Source organism: Paenibacillus sp. 4624 (genome assembly GCF_050435065.1).
GTDB lineage: Bacteria > Bacillota > Bacilli > Paenibacillales > Paenibacillaceae > Paenibacillus > Paenibacillus amylolyticus_D.
Genome location: NZ_JBNDJR010000018.1, coordinates 1 through 19,810, shown reverse-complemented (window position 1 = coordinate 19,810; position 19,810 = coordinate 1). Strand labels below are relative to the sequence as shown.

At 46.6% G+C, this 19,810-nt stretch carries 15 protein-coding genes and 1 riboswitch; of the genes, 8 read left to right on the top strand and 7 right to left on the bottom strand.

The genetic code is table 11. The features are described 5' to 3' along the window. Nucleotides 1–110 precede the first annotated feature (110 nt). The gene (gene bcp / locus ABIE27_RS28045) at nt 111–575 is read left to right on the top strand and encodes a thioredoxin-dependent thiol peroxidase (RefSeq protein WP_123066884.1); all 465 of its coding nucleotides are present in this window, start codon (nt 111–113) and stop codon (nt 573–575) included. A 112-nt stretch (nt 576–687) separates the two neighbouring features. On the opposite strand, the gene ABIE27_RS28040 is transcribed toward bcp, so the two are convergent. From ABIE27_RS28040 to ABIE27_RS28015, 6 genes are all read right to left on the bottom strand, one after another. Continuing rightward, nucleotides 688–1,812: a GerAB/ArcD/ProY family transporter gene (locus ABIE27_RS28040; protein WP_123066885.1), complete on the bottom strand. Its 1,125-nt coding sequence runs from the start codon at nt 1,810–1,812 to the stop codon at nt 688–690. Between the two features lie 16 nt (nt 1,813–1,828). Continuing rightward, nucleotides 1,829–2,944, bottom strand: a complete 1,116-nt coding sequence (locus ABIE27_RS28035) for a GerAB/ArcD/ProY family transporter (RefSeq protein WP_429352058.1) — start codon at nt 2,942–2,944, stop codon at nt 1,829–1,831. 19 nt (nt 2,945–2,963) lie between these two features. After that, entirely contained in the window at nt 2,964–3,200 is a 237-nt protein-coding gene (locus ABIE27_RS28030) for a hypothetical protein (RefSeq protein WP_123066887.1), read from the bottom strand. A gap of 6 nt (nt 3,201–3,206) precedes the next feature. Next, nucleotides 3,207–4,406 carry a Ger(x)C family spore germination protein gene (locus ABIE27_RS28025; protein ID WP_123066888.1) on the bottom strand — a complete coding sequence of 400 codons (1,200 nt, stop codon included), beginning with the start codon at nt 4,404–4,406 and terminating at the stop codon, nt 3,207–3,209. A 20-nt stretch (nt 4,407–4,426) separates the two neighbouring features. Next, entirely contained in the window at nt 4,427–5,941 is a 1,515-nt protein-coding gene (locus ABIE27_RS28020; RefSeq protein ID WP_123066889.1) for a spore germination protein, read from the bottom strand. 174 nt (nt 5,942–6,115) lie between these two features. Next, the gene (locus tag ABIE27_RS28015) at nt 6,116–6,772 is read right to left on the bottom strand and encodes a DedA family protein (RefSeq protein ID WP_123066890.1); all 657 of its coding nucleotides are present in this window, start codon (nt 6,770–6,772) and stop codon (nt 6,116–6,118) included. Nucleotides 6,773–7,022: 250 nt separating this feature from the next. Between ABIE27_RS28015 and ABIE27_RS28010 the strand changes: the two genes are divergently transcribed. The 5 genes from ABIE27_RS28010 (at nt 7,023) to guaA (ending at nt 15,638) form a co-directional block, all read left to right on the top strand. After that, complete coding sequence (locus ABIE27_RS28010) at nt 7,023–8,327, top strand: polysaccharide deacetylase (protein ID WP_161557046.1); 1,305 nt, start codon at nt 7,023–7,025, stop codon at nt 8,325–8,327. Nucleotides 8,328–8,431: 104 nt separating this feature from the next. Continuing rightward, nucleotides 8,432–9,424, top strand: coding sequence for an AAA family ATPase (locus tag ABIE27_RS28005; protein ID WP_123066900.1), 993 nt, complete (start codon nt 8,432–8,434; stop codon nt 9,422–9,424). Then, entirely contained in the window at nt 9,421–10,902 is a 1,482-nt protein-coding gene (locus tag ABIE27_RS28000) for a DUF58 domain-containing protein (RefSeq protein ID WP_123066891.1), read from the top strand. Before ABIE27_RS28005 ends, ABIE27_RS28000 begins: the two co-directional genes overlap by 4 nt. Before the next feature lies 1 nt (nt 10,903). Further along, a complete protein-coding gene (locus ABIE27_RS27995) occupies nt 10,904–13,381 on the top strand; it encodes a DUF4129 domain-containing transglutaminase family protein (protein ID WP_161557047.1) in 2,478 nt (825 codons plus the stop codon). 718 nt (nt 13,382–14,099) lie between these two features. Next, nucleotides 14,100–15,638, top strand: coding sequence for a glutamine-hydrolyzing GMP synthase (gene guaA / locus ABIE27_RS27990; protein WP_123066893.1), 1,539 nt, complete (start codon nt 14,100–14,102; stop codon nt 15,636–15,638). A gap of 194 nt (nt 15,639–15,832) precedes the next feature. On the opposite strand, the gene ABIE27_RS27985 is transcribed toward guaA, so the two are convergent. Continuing rightward, complete coding sequence (locus ABIE27_RS27985) at nt 15,833–17,101, bottom strand: hypothetical protein (RefSeq protein ID WP_123066894.1); 1,269 nt, start codon at nt 17,099–17,101, stop codon at nt 15,833–15,835. 545 nt (nt 17,102–17,646) lie between these two features. Continuing rightward, nucleotides 17,647–17,746, top strand: a riboswitch (purine riboswitch). A gap of 13 nt (nt 17,747–17,759) precedes the next feature. Here ABIE27_RS27985 and ABIE27_RS27980 point away from each other — a divergent pair. Continuing rightward, on the top strand, nt 17,760–17,891 hold the full coding sequence (locus ABIE27_RS27980; protein ID WP_429352057.1) for a hypothetical protein: 132 nt from the start codon (nt 17,760–17,762) through the stop codon (nt 17,889–17,891). A gap of 38 nt (nt 17,892–17,929) precedes the next feature. Then, on the top strand, nt 17,930–19,306 hold the full coding sequence (locus ABIE27_RS27975; protein WP_123066895.1) for an NCS2 family permease: 1,377 nt from the start codon (nt 17,930–17,932) through the stop codon (nt 19,304–19,306). The last annotated feature ends 504 nt before the right edge of the window (nt 19,307–19,810 follow it).

Below are 19,810 nucleotides of genomic sequence, written 5' to 3'. Positions count from 1 at the left end.
TCATTTCGTCACGTAACGCCAATTCCAGTGGTTTCTGAGAGTGAGCTTAAAGGATTACATCACGCAAGTCTGAAGGATCATATCATTTGAATTCCAAGGAGGACATGAAAATGACTTTAGCAGAAGGTGTACAAGTTCCGGATTTTGAACTGCCATCCAGCACGGGTGAGTCCGTGAAGTTGTCTGATTTTCGCGGCAAGCGAGTTCTAATCTATTTTTATCCCAAAGATATGACCTCGTCTTGCACGCAGCAAGCCTGTGATTTTCGGGATCGACATGAGGAGTTTCAGGGGCTGAATACGGTCATTCTAGGCATCAGCACCGATCCGATGAAACAACATGACAAGTTTATTGCCAAATATGGACTGCCTTTTATCCTGTTATCGGATGAGGAGCACACGGTTGCCGAGCAGTTTGGCGCATGGCAGTTGAAGAAGATGTACGGTAAGGAGTATATGGGCATCGTGCGTTCCACCTTTCTGCTGGATGAAGAGGGCAAGCTGATCAAGCAATGGACGAAGGTACGCGTGAAGGGACATATTGAAGAGGCGATGGATACGGTAAAAGGGCTGTAATTCATCGGGTCTGATGCTGTGAAAATAAAACGAGCCATGCGCATACAGCTAGCATGGTTAACAATAAACAGGCTACATCTATGGATAACATTCCACTTGAGATGCAGCCTGTTTATTTTTGTGAAACAGCATTTGCGTTATTAGGTTGTTTGAATCGGCCTTTAATGTGATAAACCAGCAACAAGCACAAAGGAATGACGATACTGACTGTAATGTCCCAATAGAACCAAGGGTACATGATGCCGAGGGTGTAGAAAAGAACATCGGGCGAAAGCACAATAGCCATGCCAAATAATAATAGCGTGGTCGGCAGGATGAGTGGCTGGTATGACTTGAGACGAAACAGCTGAGCAAGGCCTAAGATGAATCCAAACGTGTACAGAGAAGTCTTAAAATAAGTAGATACGAGCCAGGCTATGGCAGAGAGTGCTTCAATTCGTTGCAGGAAGCCACCGATGTCAATTTTCTGTGCAAGGATGTAGGTTACATAGATGTTGTGTTGGGTCAGTTCAGCCCCAAGCACAAGCAGAGAGGTCAGAAGGATGAATATTAATATGACCCCGCCAAGCAACCCGGCTAAAAACATGTCTCTCGTCTTGTGAATGCCGTGATTTACATAGGGGTAAATCATGGTGATAATGATAAGTTCTCCGTATGGAGTTGTAGCACCTCGAATACTCGCGCTTATAAACGAAAACAAGGGTGTGTCGAAGAAGGGCTGGATATTGGATATTTCCATCTGTGGGAGCAAGCAAAGAATGAAGATGCTCAAGCTAAGGATAACAAATGGCGCTAAAATCTCTGCGGATCTGCCAAAAGTTCCTAATCCTTTGAGTGCTGACCAGCCTAGCGCAATGACAAAAAGAAGAATGATTGCCCGAATCGGGGTGTGGAGGTAAATCTGAGTGGTCATAAAATCTCCGACTTCGCGGATACATATAACCGACCCGATCAGAAAGTAAAACAAGTATGAAGCAGCTAAAATTCCACCTACCCACTTGCCCAGTATTTTAGAGCAAATTTCAATAAGTGTAAGTCCAGGATACGTCTGATTCAGTTTATAGAAAATCCACAATATGGCCATGCCAATAAATTGAGAGACGATTGTACAGATCCAAGCATCCTGGCGGCCGGAATAGGTAATTAATGTAGGATAGATTAGCATCATATCCCCGATCAGGCATAAGAAGGTGAGAACAGCGAATTGCCTTACGGTAAGTTTCTCTTTAATTAGCATGATCTTCACCCTCCTTTTATGAATTTGTTTTACCTTTTATGGTTGTTAACCGGGATTTAATCAGATGAATGATTAACAGCAAGACAGGTAAGACCAGGCTCACAGTAAAATCCCACTCGAGCCAATAGGGAATGACGGTTGTATTAAAAAAGGGCATATTGGGTGTCAAAATGTTAGATAGCGCATACACAATCAGTACGCATGGCAAAATGAGAAATTGGTGGGTTTTGAAGCGAAAAAGCTCAGCGACACCAAGAACAAAGGCATACAAATAAACGGTGGCTTTAAAGTAGGTGGATATCAACCAGGAAGAAGCCATTAGAACCTCAATACGCTGAAAGAAATTAGCGATATTGATTTTTTGGGATAATACAAAAGAACCAAAAATCGTGTGCTGAGTAAGAAAAAGTCCCATAACCAGCATAGAAATCGTAACCAGAATGGCCATGAGCAGATTACCAAATCCGGCAGATATCATCAGATCACGGGTGCGGTGAGCTTGTTGACTTGCATATGGAAGAATCATCAGAATGGGAAGGGCTTCACCGACCGGATAGATAAAACCGATCACAATCCCATGCGTAAACTGGCTAAAGGTGGTGTCCGTAAAGGGTACAAGCTGGTTTAATTGTACCTCGGGCAACAAAAAAACGACTAAAATAAACATAAAAGTAGTAATAATCGGTACGAGTATTTCACTGCTTCGCCCGATGGTTTCCAGTCCGTTATACAGAGCCCAGCCGATAGGGATTACAAAAATAAAAAGCACAGCCCGTATGGGCGTATATAAAAAAATTTGACTGGTCATGAAATCACCAACAACCCGTGATTGTGCTGCAGAGCTAAAAATAAAATACATCAGGTAAAACAGGGATAACACTGTACCTGGCCAAAATCCAAGGATTTTGCGAAAAACGCCAATTAAATTTTCATTTGGATACGTATCTGCGAGTTTGACGAACAGATACATTAAGCCCATGCCAAGAGGAACACCGATTAAGGCATAAAGCCAGGCATTTTGCCCCGAATAGGTTGCGATCACTGAGGGGTAGATCATCATCATGTCACCGGCAATAATCAAAATGGTCAAGATACATAATTGTCTAATGCCAAGCCGACCTTGCTCCAGCATGTTGTCAACTCCCCTTTGGCTAGCTCCCCGTAATATAAGCCAGTAATTGATTCACGGGTTTGTAAATCCAGATGATAATGTAGAGCGGGCTTGGAAACTCCCATAGATTGACCGCGACAACACCAAAAAAGGTGCCTGTCAGCAATAACAAGGAATAGACAGTGACTTCTTTCCACTCCTTGTTTTTCCATAACTTAGGTAGATCGATCACCCCCATCAGGCACCCGATAACGATAACTGCAATCGATAGCAGCAAGCGCACTCACTCCTTGGCTTTTTTCATAAATGAATTGTCCAACGTGCCTATGCGACGGATTTGCACGTTAGCCTCATATTTAATATCTAGATTTTGAAAGTATTTATCCCAATTCTTTTCTTCTCTTTTATAGAGTTTCGGGTGTTTATGATAGATGTCTTGTCCGAAGCCGAAGATGTCCACTTTATATTTGCTACGCACCAGACTTACGGTTCCTTTCATCAATTCGACAATTCGGTCCTGTGCCAGTTCCTCCAATTGTTTGATGGCTTCCATCGAACCGATCTCCATCTCACAGTCGACGGAACCGATGACGGAGATCGTATTGACTTTCAGATGGATTTGGGGCTCGCCCCGAACCATTTTGACCTTATGATCGGTCTTGGTACGGAGTGTTTTTAGAGTAACGTAGCCCCCACCTGGACATTGGGTTGGTCCTATTGTCGATTTCACATTGTCACGAATGTAGTTGTAGCCTTTAGACTTATCCTGATCAAGCCAGCCAATCAGCTTATCTTTCCGAAACACGCTAAGGCCGCTAAAATGGAGAGATGCCGGTGGTTTGATGCTCTCAACATTTTTGGTTTCTCCACTTCCCTCTTCATTTCCAACAAGCTCGACTCCAGTAATGACCGGGGACATACTGGGCGTAAGAATGTATTGCATCAGCTTGTCACTGGTCACGGTTGTTGTCGGAGCCCAGCTTTTGGCGGAAATATCAAGAGCGTTAAACAATTTTTCTGCCGGAATGTTTTCCAGCGGAGTGAGCACGTTCAAAATGTTGGAGGCCGTCGTTTTACGAGCTACCATCACATAATAGTCCGGACGTACGTCTGGTTCCCTTAATAGTGCTTCTATGACGTCATATATGCCATTTTTTCGCGCAAACTCTTCTCCGAATACTAACACCCGGATATGAGCCATAAAGATGGCGCGAGGGCTTGTCTCGGTAAGTTTTTGAATCGCTTCAAGCAGTGTACGGGCACTTGCTTGGTATTGGGTAACTGATGTAGCATTAGTTCCTTGGCCTTTGGCAACCTCACGAGGCACAACCACTTGTGCACTAACTTTAATCATGTCGCCGTCTCGGTCTACACCCAGACCAAGCATAATTCCTAGCTGATTCAGCTCCTGGCGATCCCAGCAACCGCTCAGCAATGGCAGTATAACGACGAGGGATAGCATGACGCGTAAACATTTCATCATAACTTGTTCTCCTGCCTTCACTAACGCTTGGTTTTTTTACGTTTCTGCCTCGTTACGTTCGAAGTGCCGTTGGATAACGGGCGGGTTTTCATATGTGACCACGGAACACGAAACAGCGTATCTTTCAGATCATTCTGAATGAAGGGGGCAAAAGGAGACATGTACGAGACCCCAAAAGAGCGCAAGCTGCAAAGGTGAGTCAACGTAATGAGCAACGCAATCAGGATGCCATAGAATCCAAAAGCTGCCGCCGCCATCATCAGAATAAAACGCAAAATACGAACCGAAATAGACAATCCGTTCTCCGGAATGACATAGCTGGAGATCGCCGTGATGGAAACGATAATAACCATCGCCGCCGAGACAACACCTGCCTCTACCGCGGCTTGTCCGATAACAAGTGTGCCTACAATGGATACGGCCTGTCCGACCGTTCTCGGAATTCGAATGCCCGCTTCTCGCAGTATTTCATAGGTTAATTCCATCAGAACCGCTTCAATGAAGGCTGGGAAAGGCACACCTTCACGCTGGGCAGCCAAGCTGATCAACAAGGTGGTTGGCAGCATCTCCTGATGAAATGTCGAAATAGCGATATAAAAGGATGGAGCCAGCATCGCGATCAGAAACGATAAATATCGCAGCAAACGAACAAGGGAACTGATATCAGCACGCTGATAATAATCTTCAGGAGATTGAAAGAAGTGCATGAATAATGCAGGTACAAGCAGCACAAACGGTGTACCATCTATAATGATGGCAACTCGCCCTTCAAGCAGTGCGGCAGATACCGTATCTGGACGTTCGCTGTTGTAAACCGTTGGAAAGATTGTCGTGGTTTTGTCCTGAATCAGTTCCTCAATGTACCCGCTCTCCAGAATACTGTCGATATCAATTTCATCCAGCCGTCTGCGGAGCTCATCAACAACATCTTCGTTGACGGTGTGCTCCAGATATAAGACAGCTACCCTGGTTTTGGTGACACGTCCAATCTCACGCTCCTCAATCCAAAGCTGAGGGTCACGAATGCGCTTGCGAATCAGAGCTGTATTCGTACGCAAATTTTCTGTGAATCCTTCCATTGGTCCACGCACAACGGTTTGAGAGACGGGTTCGCCTACAGCGCGGTCTTCCCAACCTGCAGCACCGATTTTGAGCCCGCGGGTAGATCCATCCAGCAGAAGGATAGCTTCGCCTGCCAGCATGGATTTCAAGGCAGCATCCATATCATCGATGAACAGTACTTCACTGGCGGTGAGGACATCATTCTGAAGATAGCTCAGGTGTTCATCATCCGCTGAGAAATCGGGCAAGTTGCGCACTTGCATCAAGGGGTGAAGGACGGCTTGGTTTACCACTTGAGTATCGACGAGTCCATCAATGTATAGCAGTATCGAAGGCCATTTGTGCAGGCTTTGCAATGGACGAATCATCAAGTCATTGCTATTCCCCATCATTTTTTTGCAATAGGCAATATTCTCAGCCAGATCTGGATGAATGGCATGCGTTTCATGTGCAATTTGTGTATCTCTAGCCATCCATTTCTCCCCCTCACCCATCCTTTAGTTGAAAGTAGTATGACCGGGAGTGTTTTAGTTTATGAAAAAAATATGAATGAAAGGATATTCGGTCTTCATATCCCAATAAAAGCAAACAAAAAGAAGCCGCATATTCACGGCTTCTGTATTTTTAAAGGTTAAATGGACTCATCATTAGTCCGCATTTTGTTTTTGGCGCTGACGAACAGGGGGGCGCTTGCGACGGGAACGAGTGAACAAGGCTTTGCGGTAACGATAGACGATCCCAGCGATCACAAGCAATGCAATTAGGGCAAGGATGTATGCTGTATATTGATGAGCCAGTGTGAATACCGCGCTCCATCCAGGACCGAACACCTTACCGATCCCAAGGAATAACACTACCCAGAACAAAGCACCAGAATAGGCATATAAAGCAAACTTGCGAAACGGAATCGCAGCTATACCGGAGAAATAACCTGTGAAATGGCGAACTCCAGGGATGAAGTATCCTATAAATATAAGGCCATAACCGTATTTGGCAAACCATTTTTGCGTCTTGTCCAGCTTGTCCGGTTTGAGTAAAAACCATTTTCCATATTTCACAATAAAAGGCAGCCCGGCTTTGGCCCCAATAAAATACGTAATGGTCATGCCAATCGTTGTCCCAAGAAAGGCTAGAATGATAAGCGTTCCGATATCAAGCTGTCCTCTGTACGACAAGTAACCCGCATATGCCATCGTTGTTTCGCCTGGGAAGGGAAGAGCAATAAACTCCAGCAGCAGGCCGAAGAACAATACACTATATCCGTAAGACCCAAATAGTTGCTGGACCTTCTCAAGTAATTCCAATAGATTCACACTCCTGGTGGTGTCATATGAATCAGGCCTTCGAAGTAGATGATGCCCGTTTCATGTTCGTTATTTCCTAATGCTACCGAATTGCTGATTAAGAATCAATGTCCCCATATTGAAGTCAGGTATATTTGTTGAAAATAATAGATGAGTTGACGTCTTTTTTGCGACCTGCCTCCATATAATTCTAACAAATCTGCTGAAGTCTATCAGCAAATTCAATAGAGTGCTGGAGGTTGATTTACAAATGACGCAGGGATCTCACGAGATGATGCAACGAAATGGGCAGTTGATTGAGCAGCAAACTTCAAATCATTCCTGTGGAAGAGTACGTATGCGGAAATATTTATCCTTATGGTTCACACTCGCTGCATTGCTACTGGCAGGTGTGTTTGGAGCTAACGTGCCGTCCGCAGCAGCAGCGGGGAAAAGCAAAACATCAGACAAGGTTGTCTACTTGAGTTTTGACGATGGTCCGGGCAAACATACGTCTGAGGTATTGGATATTTTACGCGATGAGGATGTTCCGGCTACTTTTTATGTGCTGGGAGAGCAGGCAGAACGCATGCCGGGAATGATCAAACGAATTGCAAGTGAAGGACATGTTATCGGCAATCATACATATAACCATGAATATAAAGAGTTATACCGGAACTTTCAAACGTTCTGGCAGCAGATCAAGCGCACGGAAGATATCATTAACAACATTTTAGGCATTCGCCCTGCACTTGTCAGAGCGCCTGGTGGAACATATGGACATTTTGACCATACTTATTTTGATCTGTTGAAAAAGGGAGGATACGCTGTCATGGACTGGAACGTTGACAGCGGGGATTCCAAACGGAGAAATGTGCCCGCTAGCGACATTGTCGCTCATGCAACAGATGTACCAGCAGGCGTGTCTTCTGCTGTTGTGCTGATGCATGATGGGGGTGCGCATGCCGAGACCGTCAAGGCATTGCCGGATATTATTCGATACTACAAACAGCAGGGGTATCGTTTTGAAGTGATGCAAGCTTCGGACAAACCTGTGCAATTCCAGGTCAAACCTGCGGTGAAATATAAATATCGCCAGTCTCCGTCGGCAAGCTGGATTGCCAAACATGTAAACACAAATGCAGAGCAATGGATCGTAGCCAAACCACTCAAAATTCAATTGGGAAATATGACCGTCGAACTCAAGCCGGACGAATATCGCATCAAAGACCAGACGATATTGGTTCCCTTGCGCGGTTATATGAACAAGCTGGAAGGCAGTATAAGCTGGGATCAAACGTCAGGTACGGCAACCACATGGTGGAAAGATCGCATAGTGCAAGTTAATCCGGCGATGGGAACATTGACGTCCAAACGATTGCATGATCAGGATGGCCAGACGGTTCAAGCTGTGATGGAGAGCCGTGATGGCACGATCTGGGTGTCAGCGGGTGATTTGATAGAGCAACTTGGAGCAAAGAAGTATACAGTCCAATCCAAGGGCAGTGGGTGGGTAATCACCGTGGAGCCGCCTTGGACGTCTATGGAGCACAGGCATTTTTATAGCATAATTTGAAAGAAACAGCAGTTCAGCTGACTATTCTCTCTACTTCCGGGCAACAATGAATCATAGATTATGATAATCAGGATTCATAGGCAAGGAAGGAGAGTGTGGTTCAGGTGACCAGAGTGAGAATAGAGCATGATCATGCTGCCGAACTGTTAAACAGGCTCAGCAATCGAATTGCTGATGTGATCATTGGCAAGAAACAGGAAATTCAATATATCATTGCTGCTATGCTTAGTGAAGGCCATGTTCTGTTGGAGGATGTACCGGGTACAGGGAAAACGATGCTGATTCGCACCGTGGCTTCGTCATTAAGCTGTGCGATGGGGCGCATTCAATGTACTTCGGATGTCATGCCAGCCGATGTGACGGGTGTATCTATATATCACGCATCTACAGGAGAGTTTAGCTTCAGACCCGGGCCGCTGATGAACAATATCGTGCTTGCGGATGAGATTAATCGGGCATCTCCCCGGACACAGTCTTCGTTATTGGAAGCCATGGAGGAACGCAGTGTGACCGTAGACGGCACAACTCACGCATTGCCGAAACCGTTTCTGCTGCTTGCAACCCAGAACCCGTTGCAATTCGAAGGTACCTACCGTTTGCCGGAAGCGCAGTTGGATCGCTTCATGATGCGGATTACGCTAGGATATCCCGAGCCGGAGCAGGAGGTAGAACTGCTTTCTCGTGAGCGTAGCAAGGATATGTTAGAGAACATGCGTCCGATTATGCTGGCTGAGGAAGTGGTGGCCATGCAGCGTGAAGTAAGGCAGGTACATGTGGATGCCGTGATCAAGCAATATCTTGTGGCTGTCGCTGTAGCTACGAGAAGTCATGACGCCGTAAGACTGGGCATCAGTCCCCGTGGGACGCTGGCCTGGATGACAGCCGTGCAGGCATATGCCTACTTACAAGGTCGTAGTTACGTTGTGCCGGATGATGTGCAATCCCTCGCTGTACCGGTTCTCGCCCACCGAATTCAGTTGAAATCAATGAACAGAGCAGACGGAAGTGCAGTGCAAGAGCAAGTCATCCGTGAAGTATTGTCGTCTGTGCCTGTACCTGTGCAGATGAGTGGGCAGGGAAGGGGACGACGCGCATGAGCGGGTTTCGCGGGAATATAGCTCAAGTGCTGATAGCTCTTCTTCTGTGTGGTCTCTATTTCTGGCATGGCGGAAAATCAGCGTTGTTCTTGGCAGCGGTATCCGTGCTTGTTGTGATATATGGAATACTCCTGCGAGTGTTTGGTCCCCGTCACATAGAAATACACAGACATTTACGACAAGGACAGATCACAGCAGGAGAAAGCATCCGTGTTCGGGTTGATTTACAGGTGAGGTGTCCGCTTCCGCTACTATGGCTCGTGGTATGCGATAACACCCCTGGGGGTATACATCGCAAATTGCTTTTTCCAGGCTTCAAAAGACGATGGTCTTATCAGTATGAGATAACAGGTCTTACCCGAGGAGTGCATGTTTGGGAGGAAGGGCGAGTGTACTGGGGGGATGTTTTTGGTTGGAACAGAGTCTACACTATAATTAAAGGTGAAGAGCCTGTTGTTGTAGTGCCTGGAACCGGGAATGCTGGAACATCAATCTGGCCGGAAGCTTGGACGGATCATGGCGAAGGTATGGGAGTGCTACATCCGTTGCAAGGCGTCCCCGGAACAGAAATTCGTGAATATAGACCAGGGGATTCGTTTAACCGAATTCATTGGAAGAGCTCAGCGAGAAGCGGAAAGTTGCATACGCTGATTCCTGACATGCCGCAAAGTACCTCACTCGCAATCATGGTATACGAAGAGAGCTCAGGATACGAGAGGTTTGGGGCAGAGGAAAGTGATCAGGAAGTGTTCGAACGAGCAGTGATTGGTGCGGCGAGTTGGGTACGTGAAGCAATAGACGCACAAATGCCTTGTCAGCTTTGGTTAAGTGGAGATGAACTGGCAGGTAAACTGGACATGCCTTTAGAAGGGAATGCAGGGTACGAAACTCAAACGAACCGTAGCAGTTACGCAGTTCGTGAAAGAAAGAGGGATGGTGGAGAACATGCCGACAGTTTGGACGATGCGCTAAGACGACTTGCTTATGCCCGATTACATCAGGAACAGGGGTGGATTGGAGAACGGCTTGGCGTGGACAGACTGGAGCATCTTCCACATGGATCAAGTATCATGGTCTTCACCGGACAGCTGGATGAACGTTTGGTCGAATGGATCGAGTATGCGTTGGCACTTGGCCTCCAGGCCAGTGTTTATCTAACAGGGAATTCCGTAACAATGGATGGAGACTCCGGAAGCGGCGGATATTTGTCCTCTCATTCACGGGAGAATCAGGCTGCGGGGAAGAGAGCGAGTCAGCGAGTTCACATGAACGGACAGATGAGGGGAGCGGCGGGTAAAGGGGAGGAACCTCCTGGAGCATCAGCTGCACTGAGTTCGTCTGTAGTACAGGCGAACCGTTCGCAAGCGTGGACTGAACGCCTTGTATCCAAAGGGGTAAAGATGGTCTATCAGGAGTCTGTTACAACCGTTGGAACTTTGCTGGGCGGAAAGGTGAGGATTGTTGATGTGGGGGCGTAAAATGAAACAGCAACCCGACGCTGCAGTTCTTGCTGGACAGTCAGTGCAGGCACAGCGATCGGAAATAAAACCGTTCTTGTTTTCGTCTATGTATCTCTCAACTCCTGTGTTATATCTATGGCTTATCACAGCGGGACTGCTCGGATTGTGCATGGAATGGATATATCCTGTGACTACTGATGGTCAGGTAGGCAGTGAGCGATTTGCCACTGTCATGGCTGGCTATTCAGCCATCCTTCTATCCGCTGGCCTGCTACGTACAGGCTGGATGGCCAGTATCGCGCTACGCATCCCTATGATATACGTTGCACTGTGTGTGATGTATGGGGGGAGTCATCCTGTCGAATGGGGCTTATCTTATCCTGGGGTGCTTAATGCTGATCTGGGGGAGTGGATCGACACAGGACGTTTTCGTGTGATGAGCAGGGAAACCAGAGGTTTATTTATGTTGTGCGGCTGGAGCATGTTGCTTGCTTCGGTACAGTACTTGGTATTGCTTCGTCGCAGCATATCTCTGTTTGGCACGGGAACGTTAGTTTATCTTATCCTGCTGGAGAGTGTTGTCGGATATGATGCTTATGGCTCGGTGGTTCGTTCGGTATGCTGGTTGCTATGCATCCAGGGCATGCTTCACCTGCTGCGACTTTCGGAAGGAACAGGTCATGATGCGCAGGATCAGGAAAGTGCATTCAATAGGGTGGCACGACGTAAAAAGAACAGCTCCCATCGGATACGGAGCAAGATTTATTTGTATTGGATGGCTGTATCGGTGGGTACGGCGTTCTGTGTGGTGTTGATATCTACACTTCCTGCACGGCTCAGTGTTGTGTCACCTGCCGGACAACTCTCTGTTATGGATACGGTCGAGCGTTTGGCTAGATGGGCAGGATACACTCCTTCAGGCAGTGTACCGGCTTCTCTAAGTATGACGGGATATAGCACGGTTGATGCGCCTATGGGGGCACCGCTGGTACAGGGGAATGAACCTGTATTTGTAGCAAAGACGCCTGTCTCTACGTATTGGCGCGGGGAAACCCGTTCTTACTACAATGGGAGTGCCTGGAGTGATACGGAGCAACACTTTCGTTATGTGAACACATCAGATCTGATACGTTCCGATGGATGGGAGGAGCATCCTTATTGGCAACGTGTTCGTCAGATCATCACGATGGAACGGGAGTGGCGTGGTCCGAATCCACTTTTTGCGGGAGGATTACCGGTAAGTATGTCTTTTCAGGATGGTGATGCCTTTAATAAAAAGAATGAAAAGCGACTGCTGTCTAATGAATCTACGGGCACATTATGGCTTACAGGGGGAAGGGACAGGAATGAGCTTGTCCGGAATTATACGGTAGATGTGATGGTGCCGAATGTGACACCAGAACAGCTCAGGCAGCGTGCAGGAATGGATTGGAAGAGTGCTGGCAAGGATGACAAGGATAGTAAGGATGGAAAGAAGAACTCTAGCGTGAGCGGACAGAAGCATGCTGGCGGAAATAATACATCCGATCCTGCCTCTATTCGCCGAAAGGATCTACAGCTTCCAGATACGCTTCCAGAGAGGGTAAGGGATCTTGCTGCCGAGATCATTGGTTCAAGTGCAACACGGTACGATGCTGTACAGGCCGTGCGCAGTTATCTGAAAGCGAACGCTCGTTACTCGCTGAATACCCGAATGCCTCCACGGGGGACGGATTTTGTGGATGATTTTTTATTTGTGACCCGTGCGGGGTATTGCAACCATTTTTCCACCGCCATGGTTGTGCTGCTTCGTGCCGAGGGTATACCGGCACGTTGGGTGAAAGGTTATGCCCCAGGACAAGCGGATCCGCAGAACCCGGGGCGTGTTGTCGTCACCCAAGGCGATGCCCATTCCTGGGTGGAGGTGTATTTTCCCGGCGTGGGCTGGATGCCGTTTGAGGCTACGCCGGGGTTTGATTCGGCGCAGGCTGTGGATGCCAGCGCCGCAGGGGTCGCCTCGGCGCAGCCAGGCGACGGAGCCCCGCTGCCGGGTGCAGGCAGCGGCGGGCTGGAGCGTGCGGGCGCATGGCTTGCCGCGCACGCACGTGCCCTTGTCGCGGCGCCGTGGCCAGCCGCGACGGCACTTGCGGCAGCGGCGTTGCTGTGCGCCGCTGCATGGGCCTGCACGCGGCGGCTTCGCCCCGCGCTGCGGCTTGGGCTGCTGCTGGCGTGGCCGCGCAGCAGCTTCCCGGACCGCGAGCGGCTGCTGCAGGCTGCCGCTCCGGTCTGGCACGCGCTTGCGCGCCGGTACGGCCCGCGGCCGCCGGGCATGACGCTGCGGGAATACGCAGCGTCACCCGCCGTGGCCGCAGGCACGGACGGCGCGGACGTCGCGCGCTTTGCAGCCGACTGGGAGCGGCTGCTATACGGGCCAGACCGTCCGCTGCGCGCGGACAGTCTTGATTTCTTGCGCCGGGCACTCCGCCTGGCCCGACGTTCCCCCAGACGCCAGCGCTAAGTCCTGACCAGTCTCGTTTGCCCAAGGGTGAACGAGATTTTTTAATTTACACCACTACACTCTATCGAGATGCAACGGAGCGGATGCTAACGAATCTCGTTGGAAGTGAACAGGAAGATGAACAATAGTCTATTTTCAAACCTCAGTGTACCGAGATTAGACTTCGCAATTTCTAACGATCACCAGCGACGCTATTTAGCCTTTTGTTGCTATTTTAAAATTCTAACGATCACCAGAAACCTTATTTACTTGAAATGACATGGTTTTGGCTTGATTTAGGGAGTTCTAGTCCAAATAACGCTTCTGAGGATCGTTAGAATTTCAAGTACTGCTTAGAGCGCAAAATAAGGTTCGATGTGATCGTTAGCGTGTTCAAATTCATTTGGTGATGCCGCCGGCACATGTGCTCTTCAAACTTTAATACCAACTTACCATCTCGGCTGATAACGATGACTTTGCAATGACTTTTATTCTATGCAAATGGCGGATGAAATCGGTGCTTTTACCCAATTATAAGAGGACATAAGGGGTAGAGCATATGTGCAGGTGTTGTTGAACAAAGGTGCATCCGGAGAGTTTCAGGTCAGGGAATGGAAGCAGTTGTCGCCTGATGTCACATCTCTGCGTTATATGCTCGAAAAATGGAGTTTTGTCTTTCCTTGACGGTAGGTTTTGTCGTTGCGTATAATTAGTTTCATTAATTGAGGGAGGCACGGTAATGAATAAGCAAAATGAAATTGTGGTTGTCCTTGACTTTGGAGGGCAATACAACCAGTTAATCGCCAGAAGAATCCGGGATCTTGGCGTATACAGCGAGCTTTTGCCGTATAATACACCAGCGGAGAAAATTGCTGAAATGGCGCCAAAAGGGATCGTATTCTCCGGTGGCCCATCCAGCGTATACGCTGAGAATGCACCACACGTTGATCCGGGTGTCTATGATCTTGGACTGCCAATCTTCGGAATCTGTTATGGCATGCAACTGATGGCACAGCAGCTTGAAGGTAAAGTAGAGCGCTCCGAGAAACGTGAATATGGTAAAGCTGATCTGGCGTTTGCTGAAGGTGCGGCACTGGCTAAAGGCATCGAAGGTGAACATACCGTATGGATGAGTCACGGTGACCATGTTGTCACATTGCCTCCGGGCTTCAAACTGGATGCAGGCACGGAAAGTGCGCCAATCGCTGCGATGAGTAACGACGAGCGCAAATTGTATGCAGTTCAGTTCCACCCGGAAGTACGTCACTCCGTTCGCGGTAACGATATGATTCGCAACTTCTTGTTCGAAATCTGTGGTTGCGAAGGTAACTGGACAATGGAAACCTTTATTGATGACACGATTAGAGATATTCGTGAAAAAGTGGGCGACGGTAAAGTGCTGTGTGCACTCAGCGGCGGTGTCGATTCATCCGTTGTTGCGGCATTGCTGCACAAAGCGATCGGCGATCAGCTGACATGTATGTTTATCGACCACGGTCTGTTGCGTAAAGGTGAAGCAGAGAGTGTAATGGAGACGTTTGTTGGCAAGTTCGATATGAAGGTTGTCAAAATCGATGCACAAGAACGCTTCATGTCCAAACTCGCTGGCGTGGATGATCCAGAGCAAAAACGTAAAATTATCGGTAACGAGTTTATTTACGTATTTGATGAAGAGTCCAAGCAGTTTGATGACTTTGAATTCCTGGCTCAAGGTACACTGTACACGGACATCGTGGAGAGTGGTACAGCTACGGCACAGACGATCAAATCCCACCACAACGTGGGCGGTCTGCCGGAAGACATGAACTTCAAGCTGATCGAGCCTTTGAATACACTGTTCAAGGACGAAGTACGTAAAGTAGGTACGGAGTGTGGCTTGCCAGATGAAATTGTTCACCGTCAGCCTTTCCCTGGTCCGGGTCTTGCGATCCGTGTACTTGGTGAAGTGACGGAAGAGAAACTGAAAATTGTTCGTGATTCCGACTACATCCTGCGTGAAGAAATCGCCAAAGCCGGTCTTGACCGTGAAATCTGGCAATACTTCACCGCCCTGCCTAACATGAAGAGTGTTGGTGTTATGGGTGACGCTCGTACGTATTCCTACACTGTAGGTATCCGTGCTGTAACATCCATCGACGGTATGACAGCAGACTGGGCACGTATCCCTTGGGACGTCTTGGAGAAAATCTCTGTACGGATCGTTAACGAAGTGGACAATGTGAACCGGATCGTCTATGACGTAACGTCCAAACCACCTGCAACGATCGAGTGGGAGTAGGCTTAGCTACAGGACGTTAAACCTTATAACATTCAAATGCCGAAGGGCTTGGTAATCCAAGCTTTTCGGCAATTTTTTTGTTCGCAGTAACGTAGATACTGCGAACAAAATGAAGGGCCAAAAAAGCTCCCTCTCGTCTGCAAGACAGATGCAAAACGATGGGAGTTTTCATATATATCTTTTAGCTAAACCTGTTATTTTGCAGCTTCTTTCTTGGGATTGTACTCGAGATATAGTGTTTTATTCTTGTTATCCCATTTGACTACTTTCGCACCGAGTAATGAAGGGAGGTTTTTGGCCTCAACATAAGCTGTGCCTGCGAAATTTCTGGATTGTGTGATCGGACTCCCAAAGAGAACCGGCAATTTTTTAACAGGGTCATATCCTATGAAAACATTGAATGCTTCACTCACAGAACGAATTGGAATATATACTGTTCCATTGTAGAGAAGGCCGGTGTGCGTTAATTTGTCATTAATGATAATTTTAATTTTTTCCGGTTTGACATCAGATCTAATGATCGAAGCATAGGGCTGAGGTTCTTCGTTTAATTTGGCCGCTGTTGCAGCGGTCACCACTTTAACTTCATGTTCACCAGTGACAGAACCATAAGTGACTTTTAAAATCGCTGTACCGAGACCGACAGCTTGAACATTGCCAGTTCCATGTGGTTTTAACACTGCGGGATTACTTGACTTCCATGTTGCGGCATCTGTTATGTAGAAGACATCTCCATTCTCGAAGTAGGCGAGTGCATTCAATTCTTGCCCCGTATTAATAGGGAAGATGAATGGTAAGAAGCTGGGCCGCATTGTACCCTCTACGATATAAATTTCTTTAGGTAAAGCTACCAAAACATCTACTGAGGCTGTTTTATAATCTGTTACTATATTTCCTGCAAGATCAGTCAACACCGTCTTATCCGTAAGAACTTGAATGGAAGATTGCATATTCAAACTACTTTCCTTGGTAATAAGCGTGAAGGATACAATCGGATCGCCTGCTGCGGAATCCAGAAAATGACCATCCTTGGCTGTAATTGAAAGTACAATCTCTTGTTTTCCATCATTTGGGACAAGGTCCTCGGGATAAGGATTTTGAATGATATAGTCGTCTTTGCTTGCATACTGATGGGATGGGATGTAAAAAGTATCGTCTCTCCATATGTATTTTTTCAACTTCTCATCAAATCGGAGTAATCCGTCTTCTTCATCTTCTTCATTAAGGGTAAACATGTTTTCATCATAGCTCAAAACGATAGTTGCCGATTTAATTTTTGGAGTATCCAGGCTGTTAGAGATTGCAACATCTACCCGCTCGACATCACCAGGAACTAAGGTAGAATTGCCTGTCAGGGTTACGGATAATTCTCCTGACTCAGCAGCGGAGGTAGCGTTGGCTATGCCTCCCATTGCAAGGGTAATTCCAAGGAACACTAAAATTATCTTTTTTGAGAAAAACATTTCTTAACCTCCGGTATAAGTGATTTATCCTCTAATATATCGGTATGAGATGTAACAAAATGAAGCGCAGCGTAGGTTCCAGAAGAGCTATGAGTCTTACTTTAGAACCGGAATTGGAATTGGTAGCTAAGTAAATAGAGATTGTCTTCCTTGGATGTAGCTGTAAGCTATATTAGGCCCTAGTATGTTAAAGAATGCTGCGTAACATGTCGAATGAGTTTAAAGTACCTAAGCGGGTTTTATTACGGAAACCTATGGCAAGTATATTTTTCTAATAAAAAATAAATGAATGGCTGTTTCCATCACGTTTTACTTATAATGAAAAGGTGGCTTTTTTGATGCCCCTCAAGGAATGCTCTGCTCTGAAAATATGAACATATCCGGCCTTGAATCCGTTATCAATTGCATAAGTATCGGGGATGTAAATCGCTGAACTGGTTTGATTTGTTAAATAATACGAACGTTAATTGAATGATATAGATATATCATTCGTTTTTGTCATTGACAAAATAGAAGCCCCCTCCTAAAATGGGTGATGGGAAACAAACAAAAAGCGCATACTAATTCGTATAATCCTGGGGATTGGCCCGGGAGTCTCTACGAGATCACCCTAATGATCTGGCTACGAAGAGGAGCAGGCTAAGCACATGAATTCTACATGACTGCGGTGGAAAGTCACCCGCGCACATTAGGATTTTTTTTGTTCTTGGTCACAGGCCGTGTGGCTGCTTCTGGTCAAGCTGAACTCTGGGGAAAGTACTTCTCAGGGTCATTTGTCGTTTTTCAATAAATATGGCTTCAACATCTCTAAGGAGGAGTTAGTGTATTATGGATCGTTTCTTTAAACTCAAAGAAAACGGAACAAATGTTAGAACGGAGATTGTTGCGGGTCTGACTACCTTTATGACAATGGCTTACATTCTATTTGTAAACACATTGTTCTTAGGACAAAATGGGGCAGGGATGTCCGACAATGCAGTATTCTTTGCAACAGCCGTTGGTGCTGGATTAATGACAATTATTATGGGGTTGTTCGTGAACGTTCCGATTGCACTCGCTCCGGGTATGGGTTTGAATGCCTACTTTATGACCGTGGTTCTGAGCTCCAATGGTGCGATTAGCTGGCAGGCTGCCCTCGGTGCTGTATTCCTTTCGGGTATCGTGTTCATTATTCTGACCGTGACCCGAGTTCGGCAAATGTTGCTTGTAGCAGTTCCGCAATCCATTAAAATGGCAATTACTGTAGGTATCGGTCTTTTTATTACGATCATCGGTTTTAAACTTGCCAATCTAGTGGCAGTAACCGTGAATGTCGCACCGGATGCAGATTTGAGCCAACCGATTCCAGGTAGCAGCTTCAACTTGTCTCTTGGGAACTTTATTACACATCATGATGCATTACTTGCGTTAATTGGGTTATTGTTGATTGCAATTCTTATGGTAATGCGTGTTAAAGGTGCTTTGTTGATTGGTATCGTAGCAACAACGCTGATTGGTATTCCGATGGGGGTAACCAATTTGAGTGGTCTGTCCAGCGCGAGCTGGCTGCCTAACTTCAGTGACCTGGCTGTCGGACAGCTTGATCTGAAAGGTGCAATTAGCCTTGGATTGTTCGAAATCATCTTCATTTTCACATTCGTTGAGCTGTTTGATACCTTCGGTACGATGGTTGGAACGGCAACACGTATGGGGATTATGAAGGATAAAGCTAAAGGTGAGAAAACGATTGGTAAAGCCATGCTCGTCGATGCTGTCGGTGTCAGCGCAGGTGCGGCACTGGGTACAAGTACGATTACGGCTTATGTTGAAAGTGCTTCGGGTGTTGAAGCTGGTGGGCGTACAGGGTTAACCTCAGTAACCACAGGTTTGCTGTTCATTCTTGCTTTGTTTATCGCGCCACTTGCTTTGGTTGTTCCTTCTGCCGCAACGGCTCCAGCTCTGATTATCGTAGGGGTACTTATGATGAGCCAAGTTCGCAGTATTGAGTGGGATGATTTTCTGCAGGCTTTCCCTGCATTCCTTACAATTGTGCTGATGCCATTTACAGGTGGAATCGCTAACGGGATCTCGGCAGGTATCGTATCCTATGTTATATTGGCTGTGTTCAGTAACTTGGTTACTGAGCGTAAAGTGAAAATACATTGGCTGATGTGGGTGCTGGCCGTTATCGTTATATGCCGTTACGTGTTTATCGGCGGAGAATAAGTTTGGTTTGCATATGAAGAAAGCGGAGCTACGATATCACATCGAGCTTCGCTTTTTTGTTTCTTCTATAATAAGTGTTTGAAAAGCGAAGTGAAAAGTGGATCAGTTCTGAACCTTTGTACTCGCTCCGACTTCAGAGACAAAGAGTCGTGTATGAAATGATATAGTCATTTATCCAAATGGAAAAGATTATTCCGACTGTAAGAATGAAAATAATTCAGAATGGAAATGATAATTCCAGACAACTGCGAGATTAAGTAGAAACATATTCGGAAGAGGTAGTTATTGCTGCTACATTACATTTCCAAGTTAGAGTATGGATGCTGTAAAGTTAACCTGAAATGCATCTTCTCGTAAAGGTTATGACCTGTTCATGTATTTTTAAAATAATGCTTTACAAGTGGTAGTTATACATGGTATATTCTAATTCCGGCCAAGAAAACACGGTTTACACGGTGCGGCAAGCAATTGAAAATAAGCTTCGAAAGAAACTTAAAAAAAGAG

Bases quoted from the DNA above. Each gene is read 5' to 3' on its own strand.
- bcp (WP_123066884.1), top strand. From the start codon at position 111: ATGACTTTAGCAGAAGGTGTACAAGTTCCGGATTTTGAACTGCCATCC.
- ABIE27_RS28040 (WP_123066885.1), bottom strand. From the start codon at position 1,812: ATGCTAATTAAAGAGAAACTTACCGTAAGGCAATTCGCTGTTCTCACC.
- ABIE27_RS28035 (WP_429352058.1), bottom strand. From the start codon at position 2,944: ATGCTGGAGCAAGGTCGGCTTGGCATTAGACAATTATGTATCTTGACC.
- ABIE27_RS28025 (WP_123066888.1), bottom strand. From the start codon at position 4,406: ATGATGAAATGTTTACGCGTCATGCTATCCCTCGTCGTTATACTGCCA.
- ABIE27_RS28020 (WP_123066889.1), bottom strand. From the start codon at position 5,941: ATGGCTAGAGATACACAAATTGCACATGAAACGCATGCCATTCATCCA.
- ABIE27_RS28010 (WP_161557046.1), top strand. From the start codon at position 7,023: ATGACGCAGGGATCTCACGAGATGATGCAACGAAATGGGCAGTTGATT.
- ABIE27_RS28000 (WP_123066891.1), top strand. From the start codon at position 9,421: ATGAGCGGGTTTCGCGGGAATATAGCTCAAGTGCTGATAGCTCTTCTT.
- ABIE27_RS27995 (WP_161557047.1), top strand. From the start codon at position 10,904: ATGAAACAGCAACCCGACGCTGCAGTTCTTGCTGGACAGTCAGTGCAG.
- guaA (WP_123066893.1), top strand. From the start codon at position 14,100: ATGAATAAGCAAAATGAAATTGTGGTTGTCCTTGACTTTGGAGGGCAA.
- ABIE27_RS27985 (WP_123066894.1), bottom strand. From the start codon at position 17,101: ATGTTTTTCTCAAAAAAGATAATTTTAGTGTTCCTTGGAATTACCCTT.
- ABIE27_RS27980 (WP_429352057.1), top strand. From the start codon at position 17,760: ATGACTGCGGTGGAAAGTCACCCGCGCACATTAGGATTTTTTTTGTTC.
- ABIE27_RS27975 (WP_123066895.1), top strand. From the start codon at position 17,930: ATGGATCGTTTCTTTAAACTCAAAGAAAACGGAACAAATGTTAGAACG.